Source organism: Collimonas sp. NPDC087041 (assembly GCF_044745265.1).
Classification (GTDB): domain Bacteria; phylum Pseudomonadota; class Gammaproteobacteria; order Burkholderiales; family Burkholderiaceae_D; genus Collimonas.
In genome coordinates this window covers 1-26,521 of record NZ_JBIUZX010000021.1, presented here as the reverse complement: position 1 = coordinate 26,521, position 26,521 = coordinate 1, and the positions used below count along the sequence as shown (strand labels likewise).

Sequence of the window (26,521 nt, the reverse complement as noted above, 5' to 3'; positions counted from 1 at the left end):
CATCTTTTCAATTCTCATTCATGCCACAGAGCGCGTGAAATCAACGCATCACAATACGTGGGTAACAACAAGAAGGCAGTAGAACATGGGGAAGCGTTTTAGGTGTGAGGGAAATTTTTCGGACCTTGCCAAGCACATCGGCTTGACGTTGCTGTTGGCTGGTACCGCCCACAATAGTGGCGCGCAGACTGCTGCGCTGCCGGATCTGGAAGAGTTGCGGCGTCGTGACCCCAGTGTGCAAACGCCGTCGAGCGAAGAGCAGCGGCGCCGTAATCAGGCCGATTTGCAGGAACGTCAGCGTCAATTAAAAGCGCCGAACGTGAGTCTGGAGGACAAGGCCGCGGCGGAAGCGCTGGAAGGCTTGAGTGTTCCTAGTGAATCCCCTTGCTTCACGACCCACCAGTTTGTCCTTGAGGTTCCTCCTCAATTATCGCCTGCCGTCCATGCGCTGGGTGCAAGTGATCTTCCGTTCGATAACTTCCGCTTTGCCCAAGACTACCTACGCCAATACGATGGCGCCTGTATTGGCAAAGGCGGCCTGAATCTGATCGTCAAGCGCTTGACCAATCTGATTCTGCAACGTGGCTATAGCACGACACGGATTGGCATACCTGAACAAGACCTGACTGGCGGCGTGTTGACGCTGGTATTGGTTCCCGGTGTGATCCGGGAGATTCGTTTTTCTGATCCTACCCTGTACGGCACATGGCGCAGCGCATTTCCGACCGGTCCCGGCCAGTTGCTCAACCTGCGCGACCTGGAACAGGGATTGGAGCAGATGAAGCGCGTGCCGAGCCAGGATGTCGATATGCAGATCGTCCCAGGCGACGTGCCAGGCGAGAGCGATGTCGTAATCCAGGTCAAACGCAGCAAGCCGTGGAAGCTGACCGGGACGTTTGATGATAGTGGCGCCAAGGGCACCGGCAAGCTGCAGGCGGGGTTGAATCTGGCGGTCGATAATCCTTTGGGCCTGAATGATCTGTTCAACATCGGCATCAATACCGATGCACAGCGCAAGGCGGGTCAACGGGGCACCAATGGCAACAACGTGTATTACGCGGTACCCGCCGGATATTGGAATTTTGCGGTATCGGGCAGCACTTATGATTATCACCAAGAGGTGGCTCAGGCGAGTCAGACTTTTGTGTCGAGCGGGAAGTCGCGTAATCTCGAACTTAAAATCGCCCAGCTGTTTCAGCGCGATCAGGCGCAAAAGAATAGCTGGCAGTTCCGCGTCGGCAAGCGCTGGAACCATGCCTACATCGAGGACAGCGAAATCGCTGTGCAGGAACGTAACACCACATTTGCCGAACTGGCCTGGGTACATACGCATTACATCGGTAACGCTCAGCTCGATCTGACGGTCGCTCAGAAGTGGGGCGTCAACTGGCTCAATGGGCAGACGTATGCCCGCAATTTATCGGGGCAAGAAGATCCGACCACCAACAACCTGCACTACAGCCTGCAGACGGTCGATGCGACCTTGAGCGTGCCTTTCCACATCGCCAGTCAACCGCTGACCTATATCGGTACATTCCGTGGTCAGACGACGCGTTCGGCGCTCTATCTGGCAGATCAATTCAGCATAGGCAATCGGTACACCGTGCGCGGCTTTGATGGTGAGCTGACGCTGGCTGCTGAGCGCGGCTTTTATCTGCGTAATGAATTGAATCTGCCGATCGCCAACAGCGGCCAATCGGCCTATGTCGGTCTCGATTATGGGCAGGTATATGGCCCCAGCGTCGCAAACCTCCTTGGCAACAAGCTGGCCGGTGCGACTGTCGGCCTACGCGGCGGCTTGTTCGGGCTGACTTACGACGTGTTTTCCAGCTGGGCGCTGTATAAGCCACAAGGTTTTAATACGGCGATGCCGGCGGTCGGTTTCAACTTGGCCTATCAATATTAGTTCGAGCAAGGGAATGTGAAGATATGAATACTCATCCACGGGCAACAGAGGCATTTCATCGTGCCACGCAGGCGAGTAAAGCACCGATTAATCATTCCATGCAACGCTGTGCTGGGCCGTGCGGACGTATCCGTAGCATCGGCCAGTTTCTGCCGAACGGGGTCGTTTGTTTAACTTGCCGTAGACGCGCAGGCGCTGAGTAATACGTTCGACATTTATCACCATCGATACACCTGAACTGGACGACAGAATATGAATACCCAAAATTTCCGCGTGATTTTCAATAAGAGCCGTGGCATGTTGATGGCGGTCGCGGAGAACGTCTCCAGTCAGGGCAAAGCATCGGGCGCCGGTAGCGCCGTTGCGACGACTGCGACTACACCGCTGCTACGCTTCGCGCAGATGGCAGTAACGGTGGCGATGCTTTTTAATTGTGTCAGCATCGTCTCAGCCCAGATCGTCGCCGATCCGAACGCTGGTTCGCGCAGACCCACTATCACAACGGCGCCGAATGGGGTGCCCCTCGTTCAGATCACTAAACCTAATTCGTCTGGCCTCAGTCACAACCAATTTTCGCAACTGGCCATTGACTCGAAAGGCGTGGTGCTTGGAAATTCTCCGACAGTGGTTAATTCACAGTTGGCAGGATATGTGCCGGGCAACCCGAATTTGACGAACGGCAGCGCATCGGTAATTCTCAATGAGGTCACCAGCACCAATCGTGCCGTCATCGGCGGCACAATTGAGGTGGCCGGTCAGCGTGCCGTGGTGGTGATTGCCGATCCCAACGGTATTACGGTAGGTGGCGGGGGAACAACGGCAGGGTATATCAATACCTCACGCGCCATTCTGACCACTGGTGCGCCTGTGTTTGCTGCCGATGGCAGCCTCAGCACATTCCACGTGACCGGCGGCGATATCCAGATCGGCAGTGCCGGTTTAAACGCTGCCAGTGCCGATACCCTGGATCTCATTTCGCGCAGCATTGCCGTCAATGGTCCGGTATGGGCCAACCAGCTCAATGCGGTCGTGGGAACAAACGAGGTAAATTACAGCGGTTTGGGCGTCAAGGTACTGCAAGGCGATAACAACAAGCCGGCCTTGGGGGTGGACATTGCCTCTCTTGGCGGCATGTATAGCGGAAAAATCTTCCTGGTTTCCACCGAGAGCGGTGTGGGCGTCAGAAATTTGGGCAATATCGCCTCCAGTGCGGGCGATCTGAATCTGGACAGCCAGGGAAAGATCACACTTGCCGGTCCAGTGAGCGCCACGGGTCAGGTGACGATACACAGCCATGACGGCATCGTCAATAGTGGCACAGTCTACAGCGGACAAACAGCGCAGCTATCGAGCGACAATCAGATCGCCAATACCGGCACGGTTGCCGCGCAAGGCGACCTGACACTATATGCCGGCAGTATTGCCTCAACGGGCGTGCTGGGCGCTGGTATCGATGCCAACGGTAAAGCCACACAGAACGGTAACTTATCGCTGATTGCGGCGGGTAATCTGAGCGCGACAGGCCAGAACACGGCCGGCACCAATATTGGTATCAACGGCGCCAGTGTGGATCTGTCGCATGCACAGACCAGCGCTGGCGGCACGGTCGCAGTGACTGCCCGTAGTGGCGACATTAACCATACCGGCGGCAATCTGCAATCGACAGGCGCCGCAACCCTCAGCGCCAGCGGCGCCGTGATCAATGATCAGGGCGTCATCGGTGCAGCGCAGTTGACCTCCAGTTCCGCAACGCTGTCGAATCATGGCGGGACGTTGAATCAGTCGGGTACTGGTGAGACCAGTATCGCCACCAGCGGCCTATTGGATAACAGCTCGGGTGTCATCACGACCGCCGGACAAAACGTCAATCTGCAGGCGGGAAGTTTTACCAACGATGCGGGCCAGTTGAGCCATACCGGATCGGGTACATTGACCGTGAATGCCGGAGCTGTGAGCAACGTCGCTGGTAATGTAGCGACCGGTGGCCAGTTGGCCCTCACTGCATCGAGTCTGAATAATCAGCGCGGGCAAATGATCGCAGCCGGTACAGAACACATCACTGCGAGCGGTGCGGTGTCGAACAACCAGGGCGTGCTGCAAGCCGGCTCGGCGTTGAACTTGCAAGCCGGCGCCATCGACAATAGCGCGGGCCGGATCACCTCGCTCGATACGAGCGGTTTGACGCTGACGACTAATGGCCAATTGACCAATGCAGCGGGAACGACTGCAGGAGGTGCTGCAGGCGGCGTCATCGGCGGCAATGGGGACGTTTCTGTGACGGCTGCCGGCATGTCCAATAGCGCTCAGATCAGCGCCGGCAACAATTTATCGACAACCGTCAGCGGCGCGTTAGATAACAGTGGCGGTAACCTGGCAGCAGGACAGGCGTTGCAAATCAATGCGGCCAGTGTCAAGAACACTGCCGGGATAATCAATGCATCGACGGTTGGATTGACGGTGCCGCAGCTCGATAACTCGCACGGTAAAATCACCGCGGACCAGTTGACGATCCACGCTACCGACCTGACCAATGAAACGGGGCAAATCGCCCAATTCGGTACAGGCACCAATATCATTGCTGTTGCCAATGCGCTCGACAACAGCAACGGCGGTGTGCTTCAGACCAATAGCGCCGATCTGACCTTGACCCCGCAGACGCTGAACAACGCCGGCGGTAGCATTGCCCTGGCAGGCAGCGGAACGTTGACGGTGACTGCCGGTAGCGGCGTGTTACAGAATCAGCAAGGCAGCATCGGTGGCAACGGTGTGACCAATATTAGTGCGCTCAGTATTGCTAACCAGGGTGGCAGCATGTTTGGTCAAAAGGCCACGACCATTGCCGCTACCCAGGGCGACATCGACAACAGTGCCGGCGGCTATCTGGGCGGCAGTCAGTTGACTGTGAATGCGGCGGGGGGCGTCAACAATACCGCCGGTAAAATCGAAGGCACGCAATCCGGCCTCACGGTCAACGCGAACAGCCTCTCCAATGCCGCAGGAACCGTGCAAAGCCTGGGCGGCGCACTGCTCTCGATTACAGCTGCGCAAGGCATCAGTAACGGTGTCGCCAACGGTGTCGGTGGTTTTATCGGTAGTGCTGGTGCCGCTAACATTAACGCTGGCCCGGTCGATAACACCGGCGGGACATTGTACGCAAAAGATGCGTTGTCTCTGCAGTCGAATGGTCAACTGAGCAATTCCTATGGCGTCATTCAAAGCGGCACAGACCTATCGGCCATTGCTACGGGGGCCGTAGACAACGCCAACGGTCGTATTGAGGCCAATGGCAGCACGGCGACGATGACAGTCTCCGGCGCCAGTGTGGATAACACGTCGGGCCGGATTGCCAATAGCGGCACAGGTTTAACGCAAATCAACGGCGGTAGTCAGATCACCAATACCAATGCGGCCAATACACCCAATATGGGCACCATCGGCGGCAATGGCGACCTGACGCTAACCAGTACGAATCTGGACAATAGCAGCAACGGTCAAGTGATCGCCGCCGGAAATTTAACCTTAAATACCAGCAACAACGTCAACAACAATGCCGGTAACCTGTACGCAGGCCAGAGCCTGCAATTGAATCAGGCCGGCGCGGCAGTGACCAACGTTGGCGGTCGTATCACCGCCGGCGGCCCTGTCAATGTGAGTGTCGCCAGCTTCTCGAATATCTTTGGTCTGCTTGCCACCAATGCCGGCGGCGATATTGCGCTGGCCACCAGCGGTAATCTCGATAACACAGCGGGGACCATTGCCAGCGCTCATAATCTGACGCTGACGGTGCCGACGCTGGTCGGCAATGGTCAAGTTGTGGCCCAACAGGATGCCGTCATCAGCCTGCAGGGAGATTACGCCAACACCGCCGGCAACCTACTTACCGCCAACCGTGATCTGACGTTGTCGACGACAGGTAATCTGACCAATACCGGCAATCTCGAAGCGGTGCGCAATCTGACCTTAAATGCAGCCAATGTCGATAATCAAAGCAGTGGCTTGATGAATGCAGGTAATGGTGAGACGGTCATTCATTCGTCCAATGCGATCACCAACACAGGCCGCATCTACGGCAACGATATTGCGTTGGGTGCGCAGACGCTGACCAACGATGTCGATACGACGACCAATCAGGCCGGCGTGATCGCTTCGCGCAATACGCTGCAAATCGGTGCGCAGCAGATCACCAACCGCGAACATGCGTTGATTGAGAGCCTGAGCGATATGGCCATGGGTGGCGCGCTCGACGCCAACAACAATGTGACCGGCAGCGCCGCCAGTATTTTAAACAGTTCGGCGACCATTAATTCCGGCGGCGCGTTGACGCTGCAGACGGCGTCGCTGTTGAATCAAAATAATCACTTCACGACAATCCAGCAGATTGACCCGACCCAAACCACGCAGGTGACTGAATATGCGCAGTGGGCCGCGCCCACGACATGGTACACGCCGAGTCAGGTCACCTGGAGCGACAGCGGTGATGGTGGGATTGTTCTGGTGACACCGGATGGCAACCGCTTCGAGAAATTCTATAAGAAAGACTATACGCAGACGGTCGCTAAAACCGTGGTCACCAGTAGCGATCCCGGCCAGATCAGTTCAGCCGGTAACATGACCTTGTCCGGTAATGTGACCAACGACAAGAGCACGATTATTGCAGGCGGGACTCTGGGCGGCATGGTGGGCAGCATCAATAATATTGGTGCGACCGGTTCCATCGATACTGTCGACCACATGACCGCCGGCGAGAATTACTACCATTGGGTGAGCGGCCATCCGCATCAGAATTACTACACGTATGACAATAACGGCGCGGCTTATGATGTGAATCTGCCGTCGACCCCCTTGGCCCTGCAGGTCTGGACCGTGCAGCAGAACACGCAACCGGTGACCGGCCCGAACCAGGCGGTCGGTAATGGCGTCGGCGGCAGCGCCTTGCCGAGTGTGGGCGCCCTCCAATTGGGCGCTAACCAGTCAGGTCTGACAACGGGTGCAGCCAATGCCAATACGGTTGGCACCGCCAGTGGCAGCGCCGGCAAAGTCACCAGTACGACCGGCAGTCACCAGACCCTCGGGACGCCTCAAGCGCCGTTGCCGAATCTGGTCTTGCCGAATAACCAGCTCTACACCATACATACGCAACCGAATCAGCCGTATCTGATTGAGACCGATCCGAAATTTACCAATTACGGCAATTTCCTCTCCAGCAACTACATGTTAGGTCTCTTGGGCGTCAATCCGGCCTCCACGGAAAAGCGATTAGGCGACGGTTTCTATGAGGCACAAACCGTTACCAACCAGATCGCCCAATTGACCGGTAAGCGCTTTCTGGATGGCTATGCCAGCAATGAGGATGAATATAAGGCGCTGATGGACTCTGGCGTGGCAACGGCAAAACAGTTTCAGCTCACGCCCGGCATTGCGCTGACCGATGCGCAGATGGCGGCATTGACCTCTGACATCGTCTGGATGGTGTCGACCGATGTGACGTTACCGGATGGCACGCATACGCAAGTGCTGGCGCCGGTGGTGTATCTGACCCGGGCAGATGCCAGCGACATTTCGCCGACTGGAGCACTGATATCGGGTAAAGATATCGATTTGAAGGTGAACGGTACGTTGCAAAACGGCGGTACGCTGCAAGCATCGAACAACATGATCATCCAGGCAACGGACATTGCCAATACCGGCGATATCCGTAGTACCGGGGCCAATGGTGCGACCATTCTGGTCGCACAGAATGACGTGTTGAACAATGGCGGCAGTATTTCCGGTCACCGTGTCGGTATTCTGGCTGGACGCGATGTGACGATGAGCACAGATGCCATCTCAGCGACCAGTGTGCAAGGGACGAACACGGTGCTGGGACCGGTTGCCAGTGTCACCGCCGATCAATTGTCGATTCAGGCTGGACGCGATATCAATCTGGCGGCGGTGAGTGTCAATACCACGGGGGATGCAGCACTGTCGGCAGGGCGTGATGTAAACCTGACGGCGGTCAATACGCAAAACACCTATAACGTCACCTACAACGCTGACAATCACCTGTATGAAAATCAGACACAGGTCAACGGCACGAGCATTAATGCCGGCGGCAAGCTGGCGCTGGTTGCCGGACAGGACATTAATGCAGCCGCAGCCTATGCGACAGCCGGCGGTCAGTTAGCGGCTGTTGCCGGACGCGATGTCAATCTCGGTACAGCACAACAGACAAGTAGCCTCGATCAGGCAATCTACACCACCTCGCATGGCATGCTGTCGTCATCGACCAGCCGTTCACAAGCCAATGCCAATACGACGGCTGCTGTCGGTAGTACCTTGTCGGGGGATAGCGTGATCGTTCAGGCTGGCCGGGACATTGGTGTGACTGGCAGTAACGTGGTTGGGACGAACGATGTGTCGTTGAGCGCGGCCAATAACATCAACATCACGACATCGCAGAATACGGTCAAGCAAAGCTTCTCCAGTAAAGAGACCAGCTCCGGCATGTTTAGTAGCGGCATGACGGTCACCATGGGCAACAAAGAGCAAGACAGTCAGAATCAATATCAGGCGGTGACGAATAACGGCAGTCTGGTTGGTTCGACCAATGGCAACGTTACGATCAATGCGGGGAATCACTACACGCAAACCGGCAGTCAGGTGACGGCGTTAGCTGGTGACGTCGGCATTGCTGCGAAGGCGGTAGACATTAATGCCGCGTATGACACGACGACCGAAAGCAGCAAGAACCATACGGAGCAAAGCGGTTTGTCGTTGGGCGTGAGCGCGCCGATCATTACCGCCGTGCAGACCATTCAACACATGAGTTCGGCTGCTGGTAAAACTGACGATCCACGTATGAAATTGTTGGCGGGCGCAACTGCTGTCGGGGCCGCAAGCGACGCGGCTTCCGCCGCACAAAATCCCTCCCAGGGCGTGACTGTCAGTTTAACTGTGGGTAGCAGCAAGAGCGACAGTGCCAGTACAGAGAGTAGCAGTACGGTTGTCGGTTCCAGTGTGAAAGCTGGTGGCAATGTGAGCATTGCTGCGACGGGCGCTGGCACAGACAGCAACTTGAATGTCATTGGCAGCAGTATCAGCGCCGGACAAAATGCCGTATTGAAAGCCGATGGCGACATCAACCTGAAAGCTGCGCAAAGTACAGATACGCAGCAATCGAGCAGTTCATCGAGTAGCGCTGCTGTGGGGATTGCTGCGACCTATGGCTCTAACGGCTGGGCATTTGGCATTACTGCCAGTGCCTCGGGCAGCAAGGGTAATGGAAACGGGACCGATCTCACCAACGTCAATAGTGATGTTTCTGCCGGCAATACTTTGGTGCTGTCATCGGGGCATGACACGAATCTGATCGGTGCGGTTGCCAGCGGTAATCAGGTACTGGCAAATGTGGGGACCAGCGGACAGGGCAATCTGAATATCCAGAGCCTGCAAGACACCAGTACCTACAAGAGCAAAGATCAGAGCATTGGCGGCACGGTGACGATTGGTTACGGCGCTTCGGGCAGCTTTAGCGCCAGCCAGAGCAAGGTCAATGGTGACTACGCCAGTGTCGGGGAGCAGTCGGGCATCAAGGCGGGAGATGGCGGTTTTGTGGTGAACGTCAACGGCAACACGGACTTGAAGGGCGGGGTAATCGCCAGCACTGCAACGCCTGACAAAAATCTGCTGGTGACGCAGACGCTCACGCAAAGCAATATTCAGAACAACAGTAGTTATAGCGCCAGTAGCCAGAGTGTGGGCGGTGGTTATGGCGTCAGTAGCGGTGGAAACTCCAGCACACAAGATCCTCACATCATGAGCATCCAGCAAGGTGGAACAGGGACTGCCGCGGGTGTGAGCAGTACCAGTGGTAGCAGCTCAGGTACGAGTTACGGTGGCGTCAGCGCCGGTACCGTTGTTATTACAAACGACAAGGCGCAACAGCAACTGACAGGGCAGACAGCCGCACAGGCGGTTGCTTCCGTCAATAACAACGTCGGCGTCACCAATACGGGCTCCATCTCGCAAGGCTGGAACGGTCAGCAGTTAAACGACAAAGTGACGGCAGGTGCGCAGATTACGGCTGCATTTGGTCAACAAGCGGCAGCAGCGATAGGCACTTACGCGGACAAACAACAGAAAGACCTGATTGCCCAGGCAAAGCAGGCCGCGGACAATGGTGATCCAGATCAAGCCGCGGCATTACAGGCACAAGCAGCACAATGGGCAGAAGGCGGCGAATATCGCGTTGCGCTGCATACCGGTGTTGGTGCGTTAACTGGCGGTGCAGGAGGAGCCGCTGGCGCTCTGGTATCTGCAGAGGCAATGACAACCATCGCAAGTGCTATTAAGGGGATGGGCTTACCTGATGCAGTAGCAAGCGGATTGACGCAAGTCGCTGCGACGGCACTTGGTGCAGTGGTCGGTGGTGGAGCTGGAGCTGCAGCAGGCTTGAATGTTGAAGCAAACAATCGTGAATTACATCAGTCTGAAAGAGATCGTATTCATCAATTGGCCGGAGGGAATGCCGTCGAAGAAGATCGTTTGACCGCGGCGGCCTGTGTGCTGACTAATTGCGCTGCTGCGTATCCGTCTGACTCCCAGGAAGGAATTTATTACGCGGAGTTGCAGGCGCGCGGCGCGACTTATACAAGCGAACTGGCAACCTTACAGCAACAACGGAGTATTAATTTCTTGGATCTGTCGACTTCAGATATGGCGAACGATTTCGTCAAGCAGATGGGGCGTAATGCCTTGCAGGGGCTGAAGCAGGGAGCGTTAACAGGATATGATTTTTTTGGGATGGTAGGTTCTGGAGTCGCTGGAATAGAACCGGAGGCTCCGGCGAGTGATCTCGGAAAATCTGTTGTTCAAAACGGTGCTGGTTCTACCGCTGCAGCAGTGGGGATGAACGCGCTTAATACCGCGGCTGGCGCTCTTAATGGAAATTCGGAAGACGTCGGTAAGATACTAGGTGGTGTTATCGTTGGCGAAGGGCTCGGTGTATTAAGTAAAGTTGGCGCTGCTACGGACGGTATTACGATTGGGGAAAACAGCGTACTGACGGGAACAAGGGCCGACATTCCTACGGCTACGACTGTTAGTAAAGTCGATTTGAATAGTGCTATAGACGATGCTTTGCAATATATTCAGTATCAGAAAAATGGTGGGTGGGATTGGCCTCCGAATCTTGGTTTTGTAGGTCAAAAAACTGAAGCTACTTTACCCGTTGGAACACAATTGGATCGTATAGGTGATCCCTCCGGCAGCTTTCTAGCGCCCGCTGGATCATCTTATGAATCGAGAGCGTTAGCGCCGGGATCTGGTGCTTCAGTTGTTTATCAGTACGAAGTTATTAAGCCATTACCAGTCGTACAGGGAGAAATTGCTCCAGCATTTGGCCAGCAAGGAGGAGGTACTCAAATTCTACCTAATGTAGGACAGAGAGTTAATGTTCAATGGCTTGTTGATAATGGTTATATAAAACCAATTAAAAAATGATTACATTCCCTGAGATACAAAGTCTTATTTATGAATATGGCGCTAAAATAAATGCGCCAATTAATTTGTTGAGGATATTTGATTCTCCGCAGTCAGATGGAACCCCCTATATAAAAATTACCGATGATTCATATTTTTATATAGTTGAAGAACGTGGATGCGAATTTGAACGCCTCCAAACTGATGACTTAGATGTTCTATGTTATTGGTTAATGAAAAATGTAGTTTTTAATATTTCAATAAAATATGAGTTGGAACATCGCATTGAGTCTCAAGATTTTAGAAAAATTCTTTTTTTTAAACAATTACAGTTATTTGGTTGTTTAAATCCAAAATGGCTTCAAATTAGACAGGCTGAGATTTATGAAATACTTAAAAAATCACCTTATGTGAATTAATCAGGGCTGCTTCCCTAAGTCTTATATTGATTGTCAGAAATAAAAAGAGAAAATTATGCGTCCACGCTTTTTGGTTTTTGTGTTGGTCGTTTGTCCGCTTCTGTCCCATGCCGGCGAATCAACCGTCGACAAGAGCAATGATGTAAAAAGCGATTTTGCACGAATTAGGTTGTTCGGCCAAAACGGTATGGGTGTGAAGTATTATCCGAATAGTGCTTGTTACGGTGGTGATAGCGTCACTGTCTCAGGCGGTTTCGGCGATGCTTTTTCGTCGTTCTTGGGTGCGGCATCGAATACAAGTATCGGCATGCCGGAGACGCCAAACAGCGGAAAGCCAGGAACCAGAAATGGTTTCTTTTCCAAAGCATATTTCCGTGAATATAAAATCGCCGCCAATCAGCCATTGACGATCAAGCTTGATTTTCAAAGCAATCCCAGCCCTAGTGTCAGTTTTCAGAAGGGCCAAAGTACTGGCTATCTTTATTGCAAAACACTTGCAGGTACGTTTGTGCCAGAAGCTGGGAAAGACTATGAAATATCCCTGGATATCAAGGATGGAATGTGTGTTCCTGTTTTGAATGAGCTTCAAACGAATGCCGATGGCCTAGTTTTACAGCCGGTCGTTGCTACCAAAGCAGAACATTGTAATTGATCGGTAAGAGGGGGGAGACCATGCTGTTAGTTAGCTGACAACATGTCTTCCAGCCGTTCAAAATCCTTAAGCACCAGCACGCCGTAATGCTGCCTGTTCCTTGTCGTAGTCGTCCCTACAATCCGCGTTGCAAAACAGCCTCCCATGGGCGATCTGTTCGTCGCAGAAATGACAGTGGCCGTCACTGTCGAGCGTCGGCTTCTTCATGACATGCGCTCTCGCATTTTGTAGGTCTTTTTCGATTCGCCATTCGGCGCGGTCTGCTACATCGCTCATTGCTTTTGTCCCTCTCCTGTCAGTAATTCGTATTCGTTAAATTTCACAACCTCCATACCCAACCAGTCATTGAGTGTCATGAACTGCGACTGCAGCGGCACCAGCTCGTTGCGGGCAAATACCCGCGCCGCGGGTTCAATCGCGCCGAAGCCGCCGGTGTTGTTCGGCATGATTCCCATCAACTGCGGCGGCACACGATGGCCGGCCAGCACATCGTCGCGGGTGACGCCCTTGATATTAAAAAATTCGTCCTTGGCGGCCACATCGGCCACCGGCAGTATCTGGATGCCGTCTTTGTGGCCGTTCGGCGCGTACATAAAAATGTTGCGGAAATTGCCCGGCCCCTTGCTCTCGCGCATGGCTTGCCGCAGGTTGTCGACATCCTTGATGTTGGCTGCAGCGTCGGTCATGTAGAGCACGAAGCCGGCGTGCGATCCGTTTTTGTAATACTTGCGCCGGAAGAGGGTGGCGGCCTCGTTGAGCCAAGCCGACTGCAGGGCGGAGAGGTATTGCGGCACGCCGTAGACCTCCTGATTCAGATCCGGGTCCATCAAGTGAAATACCGCCCCTTTGTCGAACGCATATTCCTGCTGCCAACCCGCTACAAAGTAGTACGTATCGAGATCCTTACCGCGCCGCATGTACTTCGCCAGCGCATGCTTGATTTGCAGGGGCTGACCGCTACGGCTGGCACGCTTTTCCAGATAGCCGTTGCCGAAGGTCAGAAAGTCCAGCACAAAGCGTTTAAAGGCATCCCGCGACAGATATTTATTCGGGATGAAGGTCGAGGCCAGAATGTTGGTTTTGAAATAAATGGCGCTGCTGTGGTGGACGCTGGCGTGAAACGATTTCGCAAGACCGGCCAGGCTGACAGGCGGTTCATACCATTTGCCATTGAACCAGCACTCGAAGCAGTCCAGCACCTCGCTGTGATCGAGTACCGGCGTCGGGTCGCCAAAGGTAAATGCCTCTATGCCGCCGCCGGCGTTCGGTGCTGTTGCTGCCGGCGTTGCTGCATGTGTTGCAGTGCGTTGCGCGGCGCGCCGTTGCTGCTTTCTGGTCATGATGAGTAAATCTCCATAAAGGATTGGGTATTTTCGTTGGCGCCTTCGAACGGCTCATGGTCAAGCGCGTGCATGCACGCCCAGGCCAGATCGGCGTGGCCGGTTTCATCGGTACGACCGGCGTCATAGGTGACTTGTCGCCCACTGGTGGTGATGGTTTTACGGATGGTCATGAAGGATTGCGCAATGTCGGTCCAGCCGGCATCGAATTCCAGCCGTGCCTTGCTCACAATGTTTTGTGCTTTGAGCACCATCCGGGTTTTGACTTCCGCCGAATAGTTGATCGCCGTCACCAGCGGGAAGAATTGTTTGACTAGGGGATACACGCCGATCCCCATGCCGGTCGTGTCGATGCCGATATAGGCGACGTTGTAGCGCGTCGTCATCTCCTTGATCGCCTTGGCCTGCGCCTCGAAGTCGATACCGCGCCACTGGAAGCGCTCCAGGATGCGGAACTTGCCACCGGCGACCACCGGTGGTGCGATTACCACGCAACCAGCACTATCGCCGGTCAACGAGGGGTCGTAGCCGATCCAGACCGGCCGGTCGCCAAAGGGGCGGCTGGCGAACGGTTTGTAGTCGTCCCAGCTGACCCACGAATCGATCATGCAACGCTGCAGTGCCATCAACGGGAACACGGATTGCGTGTCGTCGATGAAATTGCACATCAAGAGATTTTCGAACTGATCGGGGCTGTACTCGAAATTGCGCAAGCGTTCAATATCGAACAGGTTGCAGCCGCCGCGCTCGGCGTCGAGGATGGTGACGATCTGGCGCCAGATCTGATCCTGGCCGACGCAGCCGTTCACCAGCTTTGCATGGCTGACATCAATGTCGACCTGGTCGGCTTTGGAGCGTCCCCTGTTGAACAGGTCGCCAGTCCAGAACGGATACGCCTGATGCGTGATCGAAGAGGGTGTCGAGAAATAGGTCTTGTGCCATTTCTCATGCAGCGCCATACCGGACGCTACCTTGTTCAGCTCCTGGAAGTTGTGTGTCCAGAAAAATTCATCAAAGTAGAAATTGCCGTGATAGCCCTGGGCGGTACGGGCATTGGTCCCGAGGAAATACAGATGTGCGCCATTGGGCAGGATGATCGGATCGCCGGAAAGATCGATGCCGGCGGCCTCTCTAGCGAACTGCACAATGTATTGCTTAAAGACGTGCGCTTGCGATTTCGACGCTGACAGGAAAATCTGATTGCGGCCGGTTTCCATGGCGTCGGCCAGGGCTTCGCGGGCAAAGTACCAGGTCGCGCCAATCTGGCGGGATTTTAGGATAATTCGGGTACGCTGGTTGCTGTTGCGCAGCCACGCCTTCTGATAGTCAAATAGCTCATCGCGGAAGACCTCCAGCAGCTTGTCTTTCTGCTCTTCGCTGAAGTCATTCCTGGTCGGCTTCTTCTTCGGCTCGGCGTTCCGGTTCGCCAGTTTGGGATTGAGATCAACTTCATTGCCGCCTGGCGCCTCATAGCGGCGCACCCGGGCGGTCTGCACCACCTGGCGCATCAAGAGGTCGATTTCCTTGAAATCGCCGCCGGTCTTTACATCCTTGGTGATCAGTTGCACCAGGCGTGATTCCAGCGTCGCTTCGATCTTTTCTAGCGGCGTCGCCTTGTCCCATTCGTCGCGACTCTTCCAGCTTTCGATGGTCGTGCGCTTTTGCTGCAGGTGTTTGGCGATGGACGTGACGCGCCAGCCTTGCCAATACAGGTGTTTGGCAATGCGGCGTGGATCGATTTCAGTGTCGACGGCGGCAGGATTTTCTTCGATCAGTTCAGACATGCCGCAAGCGTATGCGTCGCGCGCGTGTAGCGGGGAAAGCAGAGGGTTGATATCCGGGTTATCAACCCTCCGTTTGTTGTCGCATCCCGCGTCAGGGGCGACTATGGAATCCTCATTCCAGCCACCCTATTCATCGCCATGCCGACAGCACAACCGACAGCATCCACCAAATCCAAATTTTTCCGCGTCGCCGTCGAAGGCGCTACCACCGATGGCCGTGTGATCGACCGCGCCTTTATCGAACAGATGGCCGCCAATTTCGACCCGCAGGTCTATGGCGCCCGGATCTGGGTTGAACACCTGCGCAGCACCTGGGCCGATGGCGCCTTTAAAGCGTATGGCGATGTCACGGCGGTCAAAGCGGAGGAGGTGACGATCGGCGGTGCCAAGAAACTCGCCTTGTTTGCGCAAATCTCGCCGACGCCGGAGCTGGTGGCGATGAATAAGGCCCGTCAAAAAATCTATACCAGCATCGAAATCAATCCGAAATTTGCCGACACCAATCAAGCCTACCTGGTTGGTTTAGCTGTGACCGACAGCCCCGCCAGCCTTGGCACTGAAGTGCTGTCGTTTGCCGCCCAACATCCAGAGAGCAACCCGTATGCCAGCCGCAAGCAGGATCCCGACAACCTGTTTACTGCGGCGGTCGAAACTGCGCTGGAATTCGAAGACCCACTTACCGAACCTGAAGGAATCAAATTGTCCGACACCCTCAAAAATCTGTTGAAACGTTTTTCCACAAAAGCTGCGGGCGACGATGCGCGCTTCGATGAACTGGTCGATGCCGTCGAAACCTTGGCAACCCACGCGAATGTCAGCGCCGATCAATTCGCAGCAGAGAAAACCCGCGTCGACGCACTGGAAGCAGCCTTGAAGAAGAACGCGGAGGATTTTGCAGCATTCCGCCAGCAGGTCGACACCACCGATGCGAACCCAATCCAGCGACCGGCAGCATCGGGCGGCAACGGCGCGCTGCAAACTGACTTCTAAGCGCTTGCACACGCCTATCCCTTATTTGACCCCATTCCCTACAGGAGCATGACCGCATGAGAAAAGAGACCCGACGCGTCTATAACGAGTACGCGCAGCGCGTAGCGCAGCTGAATGACGCCGGCAGCGTGGCCGAGACGTTCAGCGTTGAACCGACTATCCAGCAGAAGCTGGAAACCCGCATGCAGGAATCGAGCGAATTCCTGAGCAAGATCAACATCATGGGCGTGACCGAACTCGAAGGCGAAAAGCTGGGCCTGGGCATTTCCGGCCCGGTTGCCAGCCGTACCAATACCGACAAGGCTGATCGTAAAACCCGTGACCTGACGAATCTCGACAATCAACGCTATCGCTGCGAAAAAACCAACTTCGATACGCACATCAAGTATCAGACACTGGACGCCTGGGCCAAATTCCCGGACTTCCAGCAACGCGTGGCGAATGTCATTTTGCAACGCCAGGCATTGGACCGCATGGTGATTGGCTTCCACGGCACCAGCGTTGCTGCCGATACGGACATTCTCAAGAATCCGATGCTGCAGGACGTGAACAAGGGTTGGTTGCAGCACTACCGTGAACAAGCGCCCCAGCGTGTGATGCATGAAGGCAAGAGCGCCGGCAAGGTTGTTGTCGGCGCCGGCGGGGATTACGCCAACCTCGACGCCGTGGTGTACGACGCGCTCACCTTGCTCGATCCCTGGTATCAGCAAGATAGCGGCTTAGTTGCCATCGTCGGTCGTGGACTGTTGCACGACAAGTATTTCCCGCTAGTGAACACCAAGCAGGCGCCGACCGAAACGCTGGCAGCTGACATCGTCATCAGCCAAAAGCGCATCGGCGCCCTGCAGGCGGCCACTGTCCCGTATTTTCCGGATCACGCGATTCTGATCACCCGCTTCGACAATCTGTCGATTTACTGGCAGGAGGGTGGCCGTCGCCGTCGCGTTGTGGATGAGGCCAAGCGCGACCGTATCGAAAACTACGAGTCGTCCAATGACGCCTATGTGGTGGAAGACTTCGGTCTGGGCGCTTTTATCGAAAACATTGAGCTGGTGGCCTGAGATGCGTGAATTGTCTCCCGCCCAGCGTCACAAGGCCCGCGTACTGGCGGAGCTTGCCGCCGCCAGCGCCGAGCCTGGCGGCCCGACCACCGGTTCGCAATACGAGTTGCAGCTGTATCAGCTTGCCGAGGACCGGCGCCGCCTCAAAAACATCCATTCGATCAAAAGCAAGATCGCCTTGAAGGCGCAGTTATTGCCGAACTATCACGCCTGGATCGACGCAGTGCTGACAGCCGGGAAGGGTGGTCAGGACGATGTGTTTACCACGATCCTGGTCTGGTCGATTGACGCCGGCGACTACAAGCGCGCCGCGCAGATGGCCGGCTATGCGATGGCGCACAAGATGACCTTGCCGGATCAATACAACCGTGACATTCCGACGATGCTGCTGGACGAGTTTTCTGAGGCGTTCCTGCACGGCAAATTGGCCGAGGATCCGGCGCAGGCGGAATCTATCCTGGAACAGATCGGCCAGCTGACCGAGGGCAGCGACGTGCCGGACCAGGCCCGTGCCAAGCTGCACAAGGCACTGGCTTACGCCCAATTGCAACTTGCCGATGGCGACGACGATAAACCTGACCTGGTCGGCCAGTCGCTGAACTACGCCCAGTCTGCCTATCGTCACCTGCAGCGCGCCCTTGAGCTGTTTCAAGGCGTGGGCGTCAAGAAAGACATTGAGATCCTTGAACGCCGCTTGAAGAAAGCGGAACAAGGCTAAACGAGCACCCCCTGGCGCACGGCGGCGCGGGTCGATTACCGATGCTTGTCATGAAGGTATGACGCCCGCCCACCGCCGTTTTTTTGGAAATACCACTATGAGTTTTCTTGCAGTTGAACCGTCGACGCCCTCTGCAGCCCAACCGCCTGTTTCTACCTTGGTAGAAAACGACGGCTTTTATGTCGATATCCACTTATTTCAGATGCGGGACGCGATGCGCTTGGACGGCACCGTCACCGATGTGCGGCTGCGGCAGGCGGTCATTGCGGCTATCTTGCACGTCAATGACGAGCTGCGCGAATGGAAGTTGCAGCAGGTCGCCGCTGGTTACGCGTCGCTGGCGGCCGTGCCGGCGGATCGTATTGACCGTGAGAGCGTGCTGATTGCGCACTATCGCCGTGCGGTGTATTGCACCGCGAAGGCGGATCTGATCGAGCGCTACCGTGATTTCGACAGTACGGCCTCATCGCTGTCCGATAAAAAGATGATGGAAGCGCTGGATCATGCGCCGGGTGAGCAGCGGCGTAATGCGCACTGGGCCATTGCCGACATCATCGGTCGGGCGCATTTGACCGTTGAGCTGATCTGATGCAGGTACGCGCCCAACAGCACGACACTCTGGATTTGCTGTGTTGGCGTCACCTGGGCGCTACCGCCAACGTCGTTGAGGCGGCGCTGGAACTCAATCCCGGCCTGGCCGATCACGGGCCGATCCTGCCGCACGGCTTGCTGGTCACGTTACCGGAACCGACTGCAACCCCTACTAAAACCGCCCAGGTCGTCAACCTCTGGGATTAACGAGAGAATCCGCATATGGCAGAACCTAGCACTACCACCCTTGTTGTTACCGCTGCCGCCGGCGTTGGGCTGACGACGCTGTTTCCCGGCATCGACGGCAATGCGTTGATCGGCGCCTTCGCCGGCGCCACGCTGGTGGCGATATCCAGTAAAAATTTACGCGTCCTGCAGCGCCTGGCGTATATGGCGATCTCGCTGGCGGTGGGATATTTGGCTGCACCGGAGGTCATCAATAACAGCCCATTAAAACAATCGGGCGTGGCTGCCTTTGTGGCGTCGGCTGCAGCCATTGCACTGACCCTGCACGGCATCGAGCTCATCCAGACCATTGAGTTGCCGGCCTGGATTCGCAAGGGAGGCCGCAATGACTAAATTGTTGACCATGTTAGCGTTGCTGTCCTATGCCAGTACCTGCATCCGGCTGCTGTGCTACCGGCGCGGCCTGGCGAACTATCGGATCCATATTTCGGTAGTGGCCTGGTTCCTGATTGTGGCAACAGGGACGTGCGCCCTGGAGATAATGCTCGGTTACGCTCACCCATCCTTCGGGCAGGTGTGCATTGCCTTGACCTTGTGCCTGCTGGTCTATCGTGCCCAGGGCAATGTCGCCAACATCATCCGGGGGATGCAATGACGCCGCTTACCGCGCATTTCACATTGGAAGAATTCACGCGTAGCGACACCGCACGCAGCCGAGGCATCGTCAACACGCCGCCACCTGCCATTGTGGCGAACCTGCGACGCCTGGCGCAGTTCGCCGAACTGGTCCGCCTTGCGCTGGGCGGCGCAGCGATGGTCATTTCCAGTGGCTATCGCTGTCCCGAACTCAACCGGGCAGTCGGTGGCGCTGCCAACAGTGCGCACCTGGTCGGCCTGGCTTGTGACTTTACGGCGCCGGCATTCGGCACCCCGCTGGCAATCTGCCAGGCGCTGAGTACATCGAACCTGCCATTCGACCAGTTGATCTATGAGCGTGCCGGTGGTGCGATCTGGGTGCATCTCGGTATTGCCGCTGAAGGCATCAAGCCGCGCCGTCAGGTACTCACCATTGACAGCCGCGGCACGCGGGCCGGTCTATGGGCGTAATCGTCAGAGGCGCCGTCGTGGCGCTGATCGTGGCGTTTCTGGTGTTCCTCATCACCATTCAGCGCAATGCCATCGTTGCCACCAGGGATCGTGCCGAACGGGCAGAGCAACAAGTGGGCGAACGCGATGCCACCATCGAAACTTTGACCAGGACGGCGGCCAGGAACCGGCAGGCTGCTGCCCGGCTGCAGGTCAAACTCGACAGCATCGCCGACAGCCTGACCGAACGGGAACAACAAATTGAAAGCCTCCGCCATGACCATCCAGATATACAAGCCTGGTTTGATACTCCTTTGCCTGATGCTCTTATCCAGCTGCGGGACAGCTCCGCCACAACGGGCACCGACGCTGCTAGTCAACGCCTGCCCGGCGATCACACGCTGCAGTCGGCAGGCGGCAACGCTAACGACGAACGGTAGCATGCTGCTTGCGCTGGAGCGCGCCAAGGCGGCTTTGATGATGTGCGCGGCCAAGGTCGACACGGTGGTGGATTGTCAGGAGAGTGCTGATGTACAAGCCGAAAAGCCTTAGGGCGCATTTAAAATCTGCGGTTGCCGATCTGGCGCAAAATCCCGACAAGCTGCTGGTGTTTGCCGATGAGGGCAATACGGTCGCTACAGGCACCAACTCCCTGTCGTTTGAATATCGGTACAAGTTGAATGTCATCATCACCGACTACAGCGGCGACGCCGATGCTGTCATGGTGGCGCTGCTGGCGTGGGTGGCCGTACATCAGATTGATTTATTGAATCATCCTGAATTACGCAAGACGGGTATTGGCTTTGAGGTCGATTTCAATAATCATGAGACCATTGATCTGTCGATCAAGCTGGCCGTTACCGAACGCGTGGTCGTCAAACGGGCTGGTACCGATGGGGTGGAAGTGCGTCATCCTGCAGAGCCGCAGCTAACGCCATCATTTGCCGATGCGTTTTGGCAAAAAAATACCGGGGATGCGTTGCTGGCTGAATGGCATACGCCGGCAGATCCTGCATGAGCGACGATTTACACACCCTGGAAGCCTGGGCAGGCGCGTTGCTGGCCCAGCTTCAACCGGCGCAACGTCGCGCAGTCACGCGTCAGATCGCTCAGGATCTGCGGCGATCCCAGGCGCAGCGCATTGCCAGCCAGCAGGCACCGGACGGTGCAACCTATGCGGCCAGGAAGCGACGCAAGGAACTGCGCGGGAAGAAGGGGAGAATCAAACGGCAGAAGGCGGCGATGTTCAACAAGGTGCGTACAACCAAATACCTTAAAACCACCCAAGACGAAAATCAGCTATCCGTTGGCTTTTTCGGTCGCGTGGCGCGGATCGCTCGCGTGCACCAGGAGGGGCTGACGGACAAGGTCGCAAAGAAAGGGCCGGAATATCGCTATCCGGCCCGGCCTTTACTTGGCTTTAGTGCGACAGATCAAGCGTTGATACGTAGTTCATTGCTACGTCTTCTTGATTTTTCTTGAAATCAAGAAGCCTTTTCTTATTCTCCTAACCTTCGTCGTGAGAAAGACGGCTCCCAGGTGGCCAGCGCCTCATCTTGGGAATTCGACGTCAAGCAACCTCGTGCAATACGCTCCAGCGACTGCTTCAACAGTTTTACCCCCATCGGTCCCAGTTCACGCCGCCACAGACTGGCCTCAGTGTCGTCCGGCCGGATGAAGCACCAGTCCTGGGCAATGACAGGCCCAGCGTCGGCGCGCTCATCCATCCAATAGACGCTGCCACCCGTGACAGGCTCATGCATCCGTATAGCCCAAGCGATGGCGTCACGGCCTCGATGCAGAGGTAGCAGGCTCGGGTGATAACCAATCGCACCCAGCCGGGCCTTCTTTCTGGCCTCGTCGGTGATATAGCAATGAGCGTGAGCGGCAATGATCAAGTCCGTGCCGTCAAGCACATGATGCGCCTCTAGCCTGGTTCCGACCGTCACGGCATGTACATCGGCATCAATGGCGGAGAGGATCAAGCGATCGTCTGCGGTCGGTGCGGCCACCTTAATGACTGTATGTTCAAGCGACAGGCACAACTTGAGCGCCTCGGCCGCAAGCCACTTTTGACCAACAATCATGACGCGCATGTCGGCTCCCCTAAATAACGGAAACCTTGCACGGCTCTGAAATGGCCGCCGTAGCCGGTTTTACCGGCGGTACTGAGACCTTTGCGTTCAGCCGACCTCTTCATCGAGGCAATGCACCTGGCGCGATTGTCGCCGCATAGGCTACCTGACACCTGCGTCCATCGGCGATTTCGCCTCAGCGCGGCGGCAAGCCCGGGATGGCTGGTATGGAACAGCGTTCGCAAAGGCAAGTTATATCGGTTTTCACCCTGCAGCCAACGCTCGCAAATTGCATCCAGAAACCGAACGCCAATACCGGCACCTTGCCATTCCGGCATAACGACCAAGCGGCAAGCCCGCGCCTCTATAAGACCGGGCCGGGTTGATACGGCCAAGTGCGCCACCAATTCGCCGTCGACGGTGGCCACGTAGTTGGTGGCGGCAATCATTTTTGGCATCTTCAGATAGTGATGCGGCTCAAATTGAGGCCAATGCCGCCAGTTTGTTTGCCAGAGTTCGACGTCGATGCGCGGTCGCGGCCGAAGCCACCCCCGTTGAAATTCGCCGGTACCGGTATCGAATACCCAGTCCGGTTGTATCCAGTCAAGAATGTCGTAGTGGCAGGACAACAGCACTGCCTTGCCAGTAGTGCGGCGCCATGCCTTGGCAAACGCCCCGGCGCCGACCTGGGCGATCTGCCGGTCTACGACGCTAGAGAACTCATCTAACACCGCTTTCTTTGGCGCTTCCATCACCAGCCTGGCCAGGTTTGCCCGGAACTGTTCGCCGTTGGACAGCACGTCATAAGGGCGCAGCCAAGTAGGAACGCTACCGAGTCCGACCGACGACAGTGCGGCCGTGACGTCGTCAAACTTGCCGTTGGGCGCAATGGCGTCAATGAGCGGCTTGTTTTTGGGCCAGGCTGGCTGATAGATCGCATCCTGGCCCCATAGTGCAGCGCCGATACTGCTTTTTCCGCTACCGCTGGGACCGACGATGACGCCTATCTGCCAATCGTCGTCCTCAATCGGCAGTGCCGCATCCAAGCTGAAATTCGCGCCGGATTCCACATTGAACAGGGATTTGACGCGGGCGGCGCGGTAGCTATTAAAGTCGCTGCAGCGATGGTTGACGGTGATATTCATACCGTAACCACCTTCAACTTGTGGCCTTGGGCGGCTAAGTGCTGGTAGCTTTCTTGCTGATGTTTTTCATCCCGGCAGATGATGACGATGCCGTATTGCTGCCGGTATTGGTACTTATTTTTGCCTGGTGGGTTGCTTGGTGGTTTGAGGGCCATGTGCTGCTCCGATAACTGGCACTCGATGGCGCTCTGGTTCGGAGCTCTCGGCCCTCAGGTGATTTAATGTGCCGCAACGTGGGCATTTCATGGCGAGGGCGATGTATTCGCCTTCGCCGAGTTTTTTGGAACAATTGCCACAACGAATATCTTGCATCTAGGTATACCTGCATAAATATGCTAGGCTTCGGGCCGCCTGTGCACAGGTGGCGCGGCCCTGGGCCTTGCTTGCAGCCTCATTCTGCTGGCACGGTGGCGTGGTCGGTGTTAGCAGCACTGACCGCGTCGCCGCGTCTTAACCCGTACTGTCTCACGCGCACGTGGCCCGCGAAACAGCGGCGGGGTTGATAAGCGGTATATCAACCCTCTGCTTGATGCGCTTCCAGCGCCAACCCGGCAACATGCTCAGCATGACTGCCGACTTTCCCGAACTGCTGCGCTTACTTCTGAATCTGATCCGATTCGGCACCATTGCCGAGATCGATCATGACGCGCAGCGTGTCCGCGTCCGTGTCGGAAAAAACACTACAAATTGGCGTCCCTGGATCACGTTACGTGCCGGTGATGCACAATCCTGGTTCCCGCCGTCCGTAGGCGAACAGGTCATCGTCTTCTCGCCCGAAGGCGAATTGACCAATGCTGTGATCCTGCCGGCACTCTACTCCGACAAGTCCCGACCACCGTCAACCAATCCGGCGCACCACACCACGCGCTACGTCGACGGCACCGTGATCCAGTACGACAGTGCGGCGCATATCTTGAGCGCAACACTGCCGGACGGCACCAGCGTCACCGTCGCCCCCGGTAAAGTCACCTCCAACGCCGAGGACACCGAATGCACCGGCAATTTGACGGTGCAAAAGAATCTGATCGTCAACGGTTTCGCAGCGTTGAACGCTGGCATGAATGTCAAGGCAGGTAAAGGTGGCGGCGCCACCGCAATGATCGAAGGCGTGATGCAGGCCACGCGAGATGTCATCGCCAATAGCGTCAGCCTGTTTGGGCATAAGCACGGCGGTATTAAAAAGGGCGACGACGAATCAGGTGGCCCGACATGATGAACGCCCGTACCGGTCGCGCCATGACCCGCATTGCCCATATCTGCCAGTCCCTGGCCGACATTCTCACCACCCCGATTGGTTCGCGCCTGATGCGCCGCTCCTACGGCTCCGAAGTGCCCGAACTGATCGACCAGCCCTTGAACGGCGCCACCGTGCTGCGCATCTATGCCGCCACTGCCTATGCGGTACTGCGCTGGGAGCGCCGCATAGCGCTCACCGGTGTGCAACTGCAACGCGACGCCGATGGCGCCGCGACGTTGATCCTCGACGGCATCACCAATGAGCAAGGCGTGCAAATTGCCGTGCCCGTGAAATCGGGGGCAAGCACATGAGCGCCGCTATCGACCTGTCGCAACTGCCAGCGCCCAATGTCATCGAGCCGCTCGATTACGAAACCATCCTGGCCGCCCATCTTGCCGAGCTGGAGGCCGCCGGCGTCGATCTGGATGAACTCACTGAATCCGATCCCGCCATGAAGGTGCTACAGGTCAATAGCTATCGAGAACTCAAATTGAGGCAACGTATCAACGAAGCCGCCCGCGCCTTGATGCTGGCCTATGCCTTGGACACCGATCTGGATCACATCGGCGCCAACATGGATGTGCCACGCCTGCAAATCTGGCCGGCCAATCCCGACAAGGGGACCGCCGCCGTGATGGAAGCCGATGACGACTATCGCCGCCGTATCCAGTTGGCGCCACAAGGCATGTCCGTTGCCGGTCCCGAAGGTGCGTATGTCTTCCATGCACTCTCCGCCGATGGTCGTGTCCGCAATGCAACAGCCACCAGCCCATCACCGGGTCACGTGGTTGTCACCATCCTGTCGCATGAGGGGGATGGCACGCCGTCGCAGGCGTTGCTCGATATTGTCGCCGCCCGTCTACTGGATGATGGCGTGCGGCCCTTGACCGACTATGTGCAAGTGCGTGCGGCTCGTGTTGTCCACTACCAGGTCAATGCCAAACTCTATAGCTTTACGGGGCCGGACCCGAGCGTGGTGCAGATTGAGGCTGTCAAACGCCTGCAGCGCTATGTCAACGAGGCGCACCAGCTGGGACGCGTACCAACCCATTCCGGTATCGACGCGGCATTGCACGTGGCCGGCGTTGAACGCGTGACCCTATTGAGTCCAACGGTTGACCCGGACATCTCCAAGCTGGTCGCCTATTACTGCGACGACGTACAAGTGGCCTATGCCGGTATCTGGGGTGAGGCATGACGACAGTGAAATCCCTGCTGCCGCCCAATTCGACACCATTCGAGCGCGCATTAGAGAGAGCCACAGCGCCGATCTCGGATATCCCGGTGCCGCTGCGTACCCTGCACAACCCGGACACCATCGCGCTTTCCTTGTTGCCCTGGTTAGCCTGGCATCGGTCAGTTGATAGCTGGAAATCCTACTGGAGCGAAGAGGTGCGGCGCGCACGGGTGCGTAATGCCATGAAGATCCACCGCCAGAAGGGAACCGCCAAGGCGGTCAAGGATGTGGTGGCCGCCTTTGGCGGGGCGATTTTGCTGCGTGAATGGTGGCAGATGTCACCCATGGGTGAACCCTACACCTTCGAGCTGGTGATGACCTTGTCCGGTGGACAAGGTGCCACGGCAGCCTTTGTCGACGATGTGATCAGTGAGGTGAACCGCACCAAATCGGTCCGCAGCCACTTTACGTTTACCCAGGGCATCGCCACCGGCGCCGCCATTGCCGTGGCCGCTTGCTCCCGCCCGGTGCTCTATGCCCGTTTGAACCTGACAGAAGTTTAATTCTATGACAGCCCTTTCCATGATCGTCACCAAGGCTGGCCGTGCCGCCCTGGTCAATGCCGAACACAACGGCACCGCCAAATTGCAGATTGCCGAGATCGGCATCACGGCCACCAGCTTTGTGCCTGGTGA

The 26,521-nt window shown here is 56.4% G+C and carries 27 protein-coding genes; 19 read left to right on the top strand and 8 right to left on the bottom strand.

What is annotated here, in order from left to right; translation table 11 throughout:
* The first annotated feature begins 85 nt into the window (after positions 1-85).
* The 4 genes from ACIPF8_RS24070 to ACIPF8_RS24055 all read left to right on the top strand — a co-directional run bounded on the left by ACIPF8_RS24070 (position 86) and on the right by ACIPF8_RS24055 (position 12,436).
* The gene (locus ACIPF8_RS24070) at positions 86-1,906 is read left to right on the top strand and encodes a ShlB/FhaC/HecB family hemolysin secretion/activation protein (RefSeq protein ID WP_400426232.1); all 1,821 of its coding nucleotides are present in this window, start codon (positions 86-88) and stop codon (positions 1,904-1,906) included.
* Positions 1,907-2,158: 252 nt separating this feature from the next.
* Positions 2,159-11,386, top strand: a complete 9,228-nt coding sequence (locus ACIPF8_RS24065; protein WP_400426230.1) for a hemagglutinin repeat-containing protein — start codon at positions 2,159-2,161, stop codon at positions 11,384-11,386.
* Positions 11,383-11,784, top strand: a complete 402-nt coding sequence (locus tag ACIPF8_RS24060) for an Imm63 family immunity protein (protein ID WP_400426228.1) — start codon at positions 11,383-11,385, stop codon at positions 11,782-11,784. Before ACIPF8_RS24065 ends, ACIPF8_RS24060 begins: the two co-directional genes overlap by 4 nt.
* Before the next feature lie 55 nt (positions 11,785-11,839).
* Positions 11,840-12,436: a hypothetical protein gene (locus ACIPF8_RS24055; protein WP_400426226.1), complete on the top strand. Its 597-nt coding sequence runs from the start codon at positions 11,840-11,842 to the stop codon at positions 12,434-12,436.
* A gap of 66 nt (positions 12,437-12,502) precedes the next feature.
* Here ACIPF8_RS24055 and ACIPF8_RS24050 read toward each other — a convergent pair whose 3' ends face one another.
* Genes ACIPF8_RS24050 through ACIPF8_RS24040 form a run of 3 tightly spaced genes read right to left on the bottom strand, consistent with a single transcriptional unit; the run spans position 12,503 to position 15,560 of the window.
* Positions 12,503-12,712, bottom strand: a complete 210-nt coding sequence (locus ACIPF8_RS24050) for a hypothetical protein (protein ID WP_400426225.1) — start codon at positions 12,710-12,712, stop codon at positions 12,503-12,505.
* Positions 12,709-13,776, bottom strand: a complete 1,068-nt coding sequence (locus ACIPF8_RS24045) for a phage portal protein (RefSeq protein ID WP_400426223.1) — start codon at positions 13,774-13,776, stop codon at positions 12,709-12,711. The genes ACIPF8_RS24050 and ACIPF8_RS24045 overlap by 4 nt, the downstream gene beginning before the upstream one ends.
* On the bottom strand, positions 13,773-15,560 hold the full coding sequence (locus tag ACIPF8_RS24040; RefSeq protein WP_400426221.1) for a terminase ATPase subunit family protein: 1,788 nt from the start codon (positions 15,558-15,560) through the stop codon (positions 13,773-13,775). The genes ACIPF8_RS24045 and ACIPF8_RS24040 overlap by 4 nt, the downstream gene beginning before the upstream one ends.
* A 138-nt stretch (positions 15,561-15,698) precedes the next feature.
* Here ACIPF8_RS24040 and ACIPF8_RS24035 point away from each other — a divergent pair, with 138 nt between their 5' ends.
* The 8 genes from ACIPF8_RS24035 (at position 15,699) to ACIPF8_RS24000 (ending at position 20,213) form a co-directional block, all read left to right on the top strand.
* Positions 15,699-16,550: a GPO family capsid scaffolding protein gene (locus tag ACIPF8_RS24035; protein ID WP_400426219.1), complete on the top strand. Its 852-nt coding sequence runs from the start codon at positions 15,699-15,701 to the stop codon at positions 16,548-16,550.
* Positions 16,551-16,606: 56 nt separating this feature from the next.
* Positions 16,607-17,611, top strand: coding sequence for a phage major capsid protein, P2 family (locus ACIPF8_RS24030; RefSeq protein ID WP_400426217.1), 1,005 nt, complete (start codon positions 16,607-16,609; stop codon positions 17,609-17,611).
* A gap of 1 nt (position 17,612) precedes the next feature.
* Positions 17,613-18,329 (top strand): phage terminase small subunit, encoded by a 717-nt coding sequence (gpM, locus tag ACIPF8_RS24025; RefSeq protein ID WP_400426215.1) that lies wholly within the window; start codon positions 17,613-17,615, stop codon positions 18,327-18,329.
* A 97-nt stretch (positions 18,330-18,426) separates the two neighbouring features.
* Positions 18,427-18,918 (top strand): head completion/stabilization protein, encoded by a 492-nt coding sequence (locus tag ACIPF8_RS24020; RefSeq protein WP_400426258.1) that lies wholly within the window; start codon positions 18,427-18,429, stop codon positions 18,916-18,918.
* The gene (locus ACIPF8_RS24015) at positions 18,918-19,127 is read left to right on the top strand and encodes a tail protein X (protein WP_400426213.1); all 210 of its coding nucleotides are present in this window, start codon (positions 18,918-18,920) and stop codon (positions 19,125-19,127) included. The genes ACIPF8_RS24020 and ACIPF8_RS24015 overlap by 1 nt, the downstream gene beginning before the upstream one ends.
* A gap of 15 nt (positions 19,128-19,142) precedes the next feature.
* Positions 19,143-19,499 carry a putative holin gene (locus tag ACIPF8_RS24010; protein ID WP_400419156.1) on the top strand — a complete coding sequence of 119 codons (357 nt, stop codon included), beginning with the start codon at positions 19,143-19,145 and terminating at the stop codon, positions 19,497-19,499.
* Positions 19,492-19,761, top strand: a complete 270-nt coding sequence (locus tag ACIPF8_RS24005) for a phage holin family protein (RefSeq protein ID WP_400419154.1) — start codon at positions 19,492-19,494, stop codon at positions 19,759-19,761. Before ACIPF8_RS24010 ends, ACIPF8_RS24005 begins: the two co-directional genes overlap by 8 nt.
* On the top strand, positions 19,758-20,213 hold the full coding sequence (locus ACIPF8_RS24000; protein ID WP_400426211.1) for a D-Ala-D-Ala carboxypeptidase family metallohydrolase: 456 nt from the start codon (positions 19,758-19,760) through the stop codon (positions 20,211-20,213). Before ACIPF8_RS24005 ends, ACIPF8_RS24000 begins: the two co-directional genes overlap by 4 nt.
* On the opposite strand, the gene ACIPF8_RS23995 is transcribed toward ACIPF8_RS24000, so the two are convergent.
* The gene (locus ACIPF8_RS23995; protein ID WP_400426209.1) at positions 20,162-20,488 is read right to left on the bottom strand and encodes a hypothetical protein; all 327 of its coding nucleotides are present in this window, start codon (positions 20,486-20,488) and stop codon (positions 20,162-20,164) included. The genes ACIPF8_RS24000 and ACIPF8_RS23995 overlap by 52 nt on opposite strands.
* Here ACIPF8_RS23995 and lysC point away from each other — a divergent pair.
* The 3 genes from lysC to ACIPF8_RS23980 are packed head-to-tail and all read left to right on the top strand — an operon-like array spanning position 20,469 to position 21,674.
* The gene (gene lysC, locus ACIPF8_RS23990) at positions 20,469-20,744 is read left to right on the top strand and encodes an Rz1-like lysis system protein LysC (RefSeq protein ID WP_400426207.1); all 276 of its coding nucleotides are present in this window, start codon (positions 20,469-20,471) and stop codon (positions 20,742-20,744) included. The genes ACIPF8_RS23995 and lysC overlap by 20 nt on opposite strands.
* A complete protein-coding gene (locus ACIPF8_RS23985; RefSeq protein WP_400426205.1) occupies positions 20,722-21,210 on the top strand; it encodes a phage tail protein in 489 nt (162 codons plus the stop codon). Before lysC ends, ACIPF8_RS23985 begins: the two co-directional genes overlap by 23 nt.
* Entirely contained in the window at positions 21,207-21,674 is a 468-nt protein-coding gene (locus ACIPF8_RS23980) for a phage virion morphogenesis protein (protein WP_400426203.1), read from the top strand. The genes ACIPF8_RS23985 and ACIPF8_RS23980 overlap by 4 nt, the downstream gene beginning before the upstream one ends.
* A 17-nt stretch (positions 21,675-21,691) precedes the next feature.
* Here ACIPF8_RS23980 and ACIPF8_RS23975 read toward each other — a convergent pair whose 3' ends face one another.
* Genes ACIPF8_RS23975 through ACIPF8_RS23960 form a run of 4 tightly spaced genes read right to left on the bottom strand, consistent with a single transcriptional unit; the run spans position 21,692 to position 23,724 of the window.
* Positions 21,692-22,288 carry a formyltransferase family protein gene (locus ACIPF8_RS23975; protein ID WP_400426201.1) on the bottom strand — a complete coding sequence of 199 codons (597 nt, stop codon included), beginning with the start codon at positions 22,286-22,288 and terminating at the stop codon, positions 21,692-21,694.
* Positions 22,276-23,412, bottom strand: coding sequence for a GNAT family N-acetyltransferase (locus tag ACIPF8_RS23970; protein WP_400426199.1), 1,137 nt, complete (start codon positions 23,410-23,412; stop codon positions 22,276-22,278). Before ACIPF8_RS23970 ends, ACIPF8_RS23975 begins: the two co-directional genes overlap by 13 nt.
* Positions 23,409-23,567 carry a hypothetical protein gene (locus ACIPF8_RS23965; RefSeq protein ID WP_400426197.1) on the bottom strand — a complete coding sequence of 53 codons (159 nt, stop codon included), beginning with the start codon at positions 23,565-23,567 and terminating at the stop codon, positions 23,409-23,411. The genes ACIPF8_RS23970 and ACIPF8_RS23965 overlap by 4 nt, the downstream gene beginning before the upstream one ends.
* Positions 23,527-23,724: a Com family DNA-binding transcriptional regulator gene (locus tag ACIPF8_RS23960; protein ID WP_400426195.1), complete on the bottom strand. Its 198-nt coding sequence runs from the start codon at positions 23,722-23,724 to the stop codon at positions 23,527-23,529. Before ACIPF8_RS23960 ends, ACIPF8_RS23965 begins: the two co-directional genes overlap by 41 nt.
* A gap of 253 nt (positions 23,725-23,977) precedes the next feature.
* On the opposite strand from ACIPF8_RS23960, the gene ACIPF8_RS23955 reads away from it, so the two are divergent.
* From ACIPF8_RS23955 to ACIPF8_RS23940, 4 genes are read left to right on the top strand one after another with little or no spacing between them, the layout of a single operon-like run.
* The gene (locus ACIPF8_RS23955; protein ID WP_400426193.1) at positions 23,978-24,625 is read left to right on the top strand and encodes a phage baseplate assembly protein V; all 648 of its coding nucleotides are present in this window, start codon (positions 23,978-23,980) and stop codon (positions 24,623-24,625) included.
* Positions 24,622-24,960, top strand: coding sequence for a GPW/gp25 family protein (locus ACIPF8_RS23950; RefSeq protein ID WP_400426191.1), 339 nt, complete (start codon positions 24,622-24,624; stop codon positions 24,958-24,960). The genes ACIPF8_RS23955 and ACIPF8_RS23950 overlap by 4 nt, the downstream gene beginning before the upstream one ends.
* Positions 24,957-25,847, top strand: coding sequence for a baseplate J/gp47 family protein (locus ACIPF8_RS23945; protein WP_400426189.1), 891 nt, complete (start codon positions 24,957-24,959; stop codon positions 25,845-25,847). Before ACIPF8_RS23950 ends, ACIPF8_RS23945 begins: the two co-directional genes overlap by 4 nt.
* On the top strand, positions 25,844-26,389 hold the full coding sequence (locus tag ACIPF8_RS23940; RefSeq protein ID WP_400426187.1) for a phage tail protein I: 546 nt from the start codon (positions 25,844-25,846) through the stop codon (positions 26,387-26,389). Before ACIPF8_RS23945 ends, ACIPF8_RS23940 begins: the two co-directional genes overlap by 4 nt.
* Positions 26,390-26,521: the final 132 nt, after the last annotated feature.

Bases quoted from the DNA above. Each gene is read 5' to 3' on its own strand.
- ACIPF8_RS24030 (WP_400426217.1), top strand. From the start codon at position 16,607: ATGAGAAAAGAGACCCGACGCGTCTATAACGAGTACGCGCAGCGCGTA.
- ACIPF8_RS24065 (WP_400426230.1), top strand. From the start codon at position 2,159: ATGAATACCCAAAATTTCCGCGTGATTTTCAATAAGAGCCGTGGCATG.
- ACIPF8_RS24055 (WP_400426226.1), top strand. From the start codon at position 11,840: ATGCGTCCACGCTTTTTGGTTTTTGTGTTGGTCGTTTGTCCGCTTCTG.
- ACIPF8_RS23970 (WP_400426199.1), bottom strand. From the start codon at position 23,412: ATGAATATCACCGTCAACCATCGCTGCAGCGACTTTAATAGCTACCGC.
- ACIPF8_RS24070 (WP_400426232.1), top strand. From the start codon at position 86: ATGGGGAAGCGTTTTAGGTGTGAGGGAAATTTTTCGGACCTTGCCAAG.
- gpM (WP_400426215.1), top strand. From the start codon at position 17,613: ATGCGTGAATTGTCTCCCGCCCAGCGTCACAAGGCCCGCGTACTGGCG.
- ACIPF8_RS23940 (WP_400426187.1), top strand. From the start codon at position 25,844: ATGACGACAGTGAAATCCCTGCTGCCGCCCAATTCGACACCATTCGAG.
- ACIPF8_RS24000 (WP_400426211.1), top strand. From the start codon at position 19,758: ATGACGCCGCTTACCGCGCATTTCACATTGGAAGAATTCACGCGTAGC.
- ACIPF8_RS23965 (WP_400426197.1), bottom strand. From the start codon at position 23,567: ATGGCCCTCAAACCACCAAGCAACCCACCAGGCAAAAATAAGTACCAA.
- ACIPF8_RS24035 (WP_400426219.1), top strand. From the start codon at position 15,699: ATGCCGACAGCACAACCGACAGCATCCACCAAATCCAAATTTTTCCGC.
- ACIPF8_RS23980 (WP_400426203.1), top strand. From the start codon at position 21,207: ATGAGCGACGATTTACACACCCTGGAAGCCTGGGCAGGCGCGTTGCTG.
- ACIPF8_RS24020 (WP_400426258.1), top strand. From the start codon at position 18,427: ATGAGTTTTCTTGCAGTTGAACCGTCGACGCCCTCTGCAGCCCAACCG.
- ACIPF8_RS23975 (WP_400426201.1), bottom strand. From the start codon at position 22,288: ATGCGCGTCATGATTGTTGGTCAAAAGTGGCTTGCGGCCGAGGCGCTC.
- ACIPF8_RS24040 (WP_400426221.1), bottom strand. From the start codon at position 15,560: ATGTCTGAACTGATCGAAGAAAATCCTGCCGCCGTCGACACTGAAATC.
- ACIPF8_RS24045 (WP_400426223.1), bottom strand. From the start codon at position 13,776: ATGACCAGAAAGCAGCAACGGCGCGCCGCGCAACGCACTGCAACACAT.
- ACIPF8_RS23950 (WP_400426191.1), top strand. From the start codon at position 24,622: ATGATGAACGCCCGTACCGGTCGCGCCATGACCCGCATTGCCCATATC.
- ACIPF8_RS24060 (WP_400426228.1), top strand. From the start codon at position 11,383: ATGATTACATTCCCTGAGATACAAAGTCTTATTTATGAATATGGCGCT.
- ACIPF8_RS23985 (WP_400426205.1), top strand. From the start codon at position 20,722: ATGTACAAGCCGAAAAGCCTTAGGGCGCATTTAAAATCTGCGGTTGCC.
- ACIPF8_RS23955 (WP_400426193.1), top strand. From the start codon at position 23,978: ATGACTGCCGACTTTCCCGAACTGCTGCGCTTACTTCTGAATCTGATC.
- lysC (WP_400426207.1), top strand. From the start codon at position 20,469: ATGACCATCCAGATATACAAGCCTGGTTTGATACTCCTTTGCCTGATG.
- ACIPF8_RS24050 (WP_400426225.1), bottom strand. From the start codon at position 12,712: ATGAGCGATGTAGCAGACCGCGCCGAATGGCGAATCGAAAAAGACCTA.
- ACIPF8_RS24010 (WP_400419156.1), top strand. From the start codon at position 19,143: ATGGCAGAACCTAGCACTACCACCCTTGTTGTTACCGCTGCCGCCGGC.
- ACIPF8_RS24005 (WP_400419154.1), top strand. From the start codon at position 19,492: ATGACTAAATTGTTGACCATGTTAGCGTTGCTGTCCTATGCCAGTACC.
- ACIPF8_RS23945 (WP_400426189.1), top strand. From the start codon at position 24,957: ATGAGCGCCGCTATCGACCTGTCGCAACTGCCAGCGCCCAATGTCATC.
- ACIPF8_RS23960 (WP_400426195.1), bottom strand. From the start codon at position 23,724: ATGCAAGATATTCGTTGTGGCAATTGTTCCAAAAAACTCGGCGAAGGC.
- ACIPF8_RS24015 (WP_400426213.1), top strand. From the start codon at position 18,918: ATGCAGGTACGCGCCCAACAGCACGACACTCTGGATTTGCTGTGTTGG.